The sequence below is a fragment of the uncultured Empedobacter sp. genome, assembly GCF_937930195.1.
Lineage (GTDB): Bacteria > Bacteroidota > Bacteroidia > Flavobacteriales > Weeksellaceae > Empedobacter > Empedobacter stercoris.
Genome location: NZ_CALGVK010000043.1, coordinates 1 through 5,832, shown reverse-complemented (window position 1 = coordinate 5,832; position 5,832 = coordinate 1). Strand labels below are relative to the sequence as shown.

Here is a 5,832-nt window from a genome sequence, read left to right as displayed (position 1 = left end):
GTGACTTCTATCACTAAACTTCAAACAAAGCGCGAAGTTCAAACTTACGAAAAAAACTTTATACAAAATACGAAATAGCTACTTTTACCAAGTGTTTATTAGTTGTAGTTATTAGTTTTCAATTATAATTTTTTACACCAATTTTCTTGTGATGATTCACAATTTTTTTTAGTTGATTATCACACTTATTACCAATTTCCAGAAGTTTTTCTCCATTTATTTTCATTTAGGATATCACCCAATTTAAATCGTTCTTCTTTGATGTTAATTTCACCAATTACCATTGATTCTTTTCAAAATCATAAATTGGAATAAAATTAAATGTATAATCAATAAATTTTTCATTTCTGATTTAGCTTTTTGTAAAAAAAAGTAGTTTATTTCGTAAATCTAAAATGATATTAATTATTTCAAAAAGCTAAAACCTAAGTTATTCTCCTCAAAATAAGAAGCAAAAAATTGTGGATTTGTAAATTCTATATTACCTATTTTCAGAGTTGAATTTGGAAAGAAATATTGTATTATTTAAGTTCTTACTACACCATGTAAACCTACAGTTGACCCTTCAGTTAAATAAGTAAAATTTTCATTTCTGATTATAAATTAGACAAATTTATAATCAGAAATGAAAAGATCCGAGTTGCATCCTGTATCAGTTTTTTCAGGACGGACAATTCTATATATTTTATTTTGCAATTGGCACCTGAGATGGCCAAATTAATTTACTTGGATCAAACCCTACTTTCTTTGCAGAATCTAAAAATCGATCTTTTACTTTATCCGATATTTCTTTTTTACGCGATAAAATCCATAGCTTTTTATAATCTTCGCTTGCAACTAATGCATTATTATAGTCTTTATCGTAATCAATTACATATAATTTTTTAGCAAAAATAGGTAAGAATGTTGTTGAAAATAATCCAACATTTTCGATATCTTGTGTTGCAATCCCTTCAATCTTACTCCACCCTTTTTTCTTTTTATCATATCCACGTACAATCACTCCCAAAGAACCATTTTCTTCGTTCAAATTAAAACGGTGCGTTACATTCGTATGACCTTTTTGTACTTTGTTTTCTAAACGAGCAATTTCGTACCAACGTCCTAAAAACTCGTCTAAATCAAAGTTTTGTACTGGTTTATATTTAATATTTTTTTTGTTGTGATTAACGATATAAGCCGTTGTCCCTATCGCAAGTGCAGCAAGAGCTAATTTTTTAAAATTCATTCACCTAAAATGTTAGGATGCAAATGTATCAATAAAATTGATGTAGAATTGAATAATGCTTGAATAAAATTTACAATAAATCAACCTCTACATTCATTTATATTATTTCCTAATGAGCTTTACCCAAACCAAATAATTTCTTAAAAATCGTAACAATTAGCACGACAAACAAACCTGCTATTAAAGCCACTAAAGCTTCGCTAATCATAGCTGGAATTGAAGTTGGAATTAAATGATGTAAGTATTCAATATTATGAACAAATATTTGTCCTGAAACCAATAGTAACGCAATCGTACCAACCACACCCAAAATCTTGATCACATAAGGGAGTGCGCTCACTAAAAAGTGTCCCATTTTCGAAACCATTCCTTTATCTTCGGAAGCTTTGATCAATCTAAATCCAGCATCATCCATACGAACAATTAACGCTACTATCCCGTATACTCCTAAAGTCGCAATAATAGCAATGATTGAAACAGTCAAAACCTGTGTTATCATTGGTTGCTCTAATACAGTACTTAAAGCTATTATCACAATTTCTATGGAAAGAATAAAATCAGTAATAATTGCAGATTTCACTTTCGATCTTTCTGATACTTCCTTGTTGTCTTCTGCTTTATCTTCCTGAATCACTTCTGTACCTTTCTTGGCACGATGAAAAATATATTCAATAATTTTCTCAACACCTTCAAAAGCCAAATAAAAACCACCTAAAATCAATACATATTTAATTGCTTCTGGCAAAAAGTGATTCAATGTTAAAACAATTGGAACAATTATTAATTTATTGATAAACGAACCTTTTGTAATTGCCCATAAAACTGGAATTTCTCTCGAAGACAAAAAACCTGTCGCTTTTTCAGCATTCACCGCTAAATCATCGCCTAAAATCCCTGCTGTTTTACTCGCTGCAACTTTACTTGTTACCGCTACATCATCCATCAAAGCTGCAATATCATCTAATACTGCAAATATTCCTGAAGCCATATTATTGTTGTTTTTGGTTTGTAAATGTAAAGAATATTGATAATTCAATCGAAATATTTTAGAATTAATTAAATAGAAAAACCTCAACTCTTTTTTGGATTTAAAAATCGAGTTTCGAATTAAAAAAGTTTAATTTTGAAATTTGAAATACTTGATATGAATATTTACGATTTGATTGTTGATGATAAAGAAGAAATTTCTTTGAATGATGTTTTTTTAGATGAGCAAAATCTTGCCCAAGTAAAACAATTAATCAAAGAAAATCGCTATATAGAGGAATTAAATAAATATAATTTACCCGTTAACAACAAAATTTTGCTGCATGGTTTTTCGGGATGTGGAAAAACAACTACTGCAAAAGCGATTGCAAATGAAATTGGAAAACCTATATTGATTCTCAATTTAAGTAATATCGTTTCGTCACGAATTGGAGAAACTTCACAAAATATTCGAATGCTTTTTGATAAAGCTGCTCGCGAAAAAGCTATTCTTTTTTTGGATGAATTTGATCAAATTGGAAAAGCACGCGGAAATGACGACAAAGATGTTGGTGAAATGAGGCGATTAGTGAATACGGTTATTCAACTGATAGATTATTTACCTCAAAATTCGTTGTTAATCGCAGCAACCAATCATCCGCATATTATAGACGTTGCCTTATTAAGAAGATTTCAATTAAAAATTGATTTCAAAATGCCTACAACAGAAATGTTAGATACGTATTACGATAAACTTTTAAGTGAATTACCCAAAGATATACAGTCGCTTCATCGAAAATACAATATTTCTTTTGCAGAAGCAAAAGACTATGCGCTTACAAATGCTAAAGCATTGTTGATAGAAAAATTAGAACGACAAACTAATTCTTAATTGAATGAAATATTAAAAAACACAAAAGCTACTCAAAAAAATGAGTAGCTTTTCAATTTAGTCAATTAGTTTAAATTTTTTCAAAAACGCTATTCTATTTTCACACCATATAAAAAACTTTTGTCATCATTAATAACCAGGATTTTGTTTTATATTCGGATTAATCGAAATTTCCTTGTATGGAATTGGCCATAAACATTGACGTTCGTTAAAGTTTCTTGTTGCTAATTTTTTAACTAATCCTTGATTGAACATGCCCTTTAAGTCTACCAATCCATTCTCATCAATTTCAGGAGTTGAAGGGAAAACCCATAAGCCCTTATCAACTATTTTAGATTTTAAAGCAGCTGGATCTAAGAAACCATAATTATCTATTGTTAATGCTTCATCTGCTAAATCCCAACGAATCAAATCATCTAAACGACGATTTTCCCAAGCAAATTCCATTCTTCTTTCTGCACGAAGTGTTTTTCTAAGTGAAATTTGATTATCCATCGTCACCGCAGGAAAACTTGTTTCATTTTTATATGCTCTTTTTCGAACTTGATTAATTGCTTCAATGGTAGATTGATCGATTTCATTTAGCTCAATTTTAGCTTCCGCATACATCAATAAAACATCAGCATATCGCATGATAATAATATCTGTATCGGCTTTATAATCATCAGACCAATCAACATCAACACCTTTTTTTAGGGACAATCCATTGTAAGAAGCATACGTATCAACAGCTCTTGTATCACTATTTTTGACCATAGAACCCGTTGTTGTATTTAATACAGTTGTTGCATATGGATTAGGATCGTAGATATACCCCAAAAAGTCTGAACCAAATTCTACAATTGTTTCTTTTAAACGTGGATCACGATTTTCGAATGGCTTTTGTGGATTATATAAAGGCGATTCATCAATAGGTTTTCCATCAGAAGCATAAAAAGAAAAGAATAAATCCCACGAAGGTTGCGCTGTTGCTGTTCCTCCTGCATTACGTGGAATAAAATTTTTAACTGATAAATCTTCCCCTAATTCTGTAGAACGTGGTATGGAGAAAATTGTTTCTACCGCATTTCGTGTACTTGATTTAAAATATTCTCCAAAATCTGGATATAACGAATATTGATTCAAATCCATACAAGCTTTTGCTGCATCTCTTGCTAATGCATAATCTTTAAAATATAATGCATATCTTGATTTGAATGCTAAAGCTGCTCCTTTTGTTGCTCGAGCAAATTCATTGCTTGCGTATGATTTTGGTAAATTTTCTGCAGCAAAATCTAAATCTTTATAAACTTGTGCAATCACTTCTTTTTTATCTGTTCTTCCTAATTTGAACGCATTATCGATATCTAACGTATTCGTATAAAAAGGTACATCTCCCCAAAGAAAAACTAATCTTGCATATGCATTCGCACGCATAAAACGAGCTTCAGCTTCGAATTGTAATTTCTTAGAAGCCGAAACAGTGTTATCTGCCTTTTCTAAATTTTCTAAAATTGTATTGGCTCTTGAAACAGCTTTGTACAAATTTTTCCAATTTAATTCTGCTACACTCCAAGTAGATGTGATTGCACCTGCAGCATAATCATTCATCGTTTGACGTTGCGACCAATTGTCAGTCATACGCTCGGCGCGCCAATTAATTTCTGTATCCCATGCGTATTGACGATACAAATCATTTAATGATAAATTGATTTCACTTTCGTTAGAATACCAGTTTTCACTTGCCCCTTCTGACAAAGGGTTAAGGTCTAAATCTGCACAAGAAGTGAAAGAAGCAAAGATTGATAAGGCAATTATAATTTTTTTCATGATGTTAGAATTTTACAGATAAACCAAGGGTGAACGAACGACTGATATAAGTATTATAATTTACTTCAGGATCCCAACCTTTTGGAAAACTATCAATCGAGAATAAATCATTTCCAGAAGCAAATACACGTAAACTCGAAATACCAACTTTATCTGTTAAATAGGCAGGTAAAGTATAACCTATCGTAATATTTTTCATACGGAAATAAGACCCTTTTCTCATCCAAAAAGTAGAAGTTTCGTAATTATTATTTTCAGCACCAACATTTGATAAACGAGGGTATTTAGCTTTCATATTCTCTTCTGCAGTATTGTAAACACTCCAATAATTACCATCGATAATTCCAGATGGATTTGTCCAAGAACTTTGAAAAGGTTTCATGAATTGAGTTGATAAATACGCATTTTGTTTTCCTACACCTTGAAATGTCATAGCAAAATCAAACCCTTTGTACGCCACATCTAATGTACCTCCAAATAAATATCTTGGTAAAGAACCTCCTAATAACTGACGATCATATTCGGGAGAAATAATACCATCTGCCATACCATCTGGCCCACTAATATCTTTATAACGAATATCCCCTGGTTTCACATTTTTATTTAAGGTGGCAGAATTTGCAACTTCATCTTGCGTTTGGTAAATGCCTTCTGCAATATAACCATACCATTCTTTGTATTGACCACCTACCATAATTGCTTGAGCATCATCAAAAACAATTCCTCCTAAATCTCCCATAACTGATTTTGAATCTGAAAGATTTAATGCAATTCCATATTTAAAATCATTGATTCTATCTCGCCAAGAAATCGAAAAATCCCAACCTTTTGTATACATAGACCCTGTATTTTGTTGGGGATTATCATAGCCGATATAATCTGGAATTTCAAGCTCTAACAACATATCTGATGTCTCCTTTTTGTAATAATCAAAGGT

General features: G+C 31.2%; 4 protein-coding genes and 1 pseudogene. 1 reads left to right on the top strand and 4 read right to left on the bottom strand.

Annotation, left to right across the window (positions count from 1 at the left end):
- Window positions 1-685: 685 nt before the first annotated feature.
- Both Q0616_RS02375 and Q0616_RS02370 read right to left on the bottom strand, forming a co-directional pair.
- Window positions 686-1,228 (bottom strand): lipocalin family protein, encoded by a 543-nt coding sequence (locus Q0616_RS02375; RefSeq protein WP_260542671.1) that lies wholly within the window; start codon window positions 1,226-1,228, stop codon window positions 686-688.
- 109 nt (window positions 1,229-1,337) lie between these two features.
- The gene (locus Q0616_RS02370) at window positions 1,338-2,216 is read right to left on the bottom strand and encodes a DUF808 domain-containing protein (RefSeq protein ID WP_298774780.1); all 879 of its coding nucleotides are present in this window, start codon (window positions 2,214-2,216) and stop codon (window positions 1,338-1,340) included.
- A gap of 156 nt (window positions 2,217-2,372) precedes the next feature.
- Between Q0616_RS02370 and Q0616_RS02365 the strand changes: the two genes are divergently transcribed.
- Window positions 2,373-3,086 (top strand): AAA family ATPase, encoded by a 714-nt coding sequence (locus tag Q0616_RS02365; RefSeq protein ID WP_284583462.1) that lies wholly within the window; start codon window positions 2,373-2,375, stop codon window positions 3,084-3,086.
- A 129-nt stretch (window positions 3,087-3,215) separates the two neighbouring features.
- On the opposite strand, the gene Q0616_RS02360 is transcribed toward Q0616_RS02365, so the two are convergent.
- Window positions 3,216-4,895, bottom strand: coding sequence for a RagB/SusD family nutrient uptake outer membrane protein (locus Q0616_RS02360; RefSeq protein ID WP_298774778.1), 1,680 nt, complete (start codon window positions 4,893-4,895; stop codon window positions 3,216-3,218).
- Window positions 4,896-4,899: 4 nt separating this feature from the next.
- Window positions 4,900-5,832, bottom strand: a pseudogene (locus Q0616_RS02355) (TonB-dependent receptor); the annotation flags it as partial.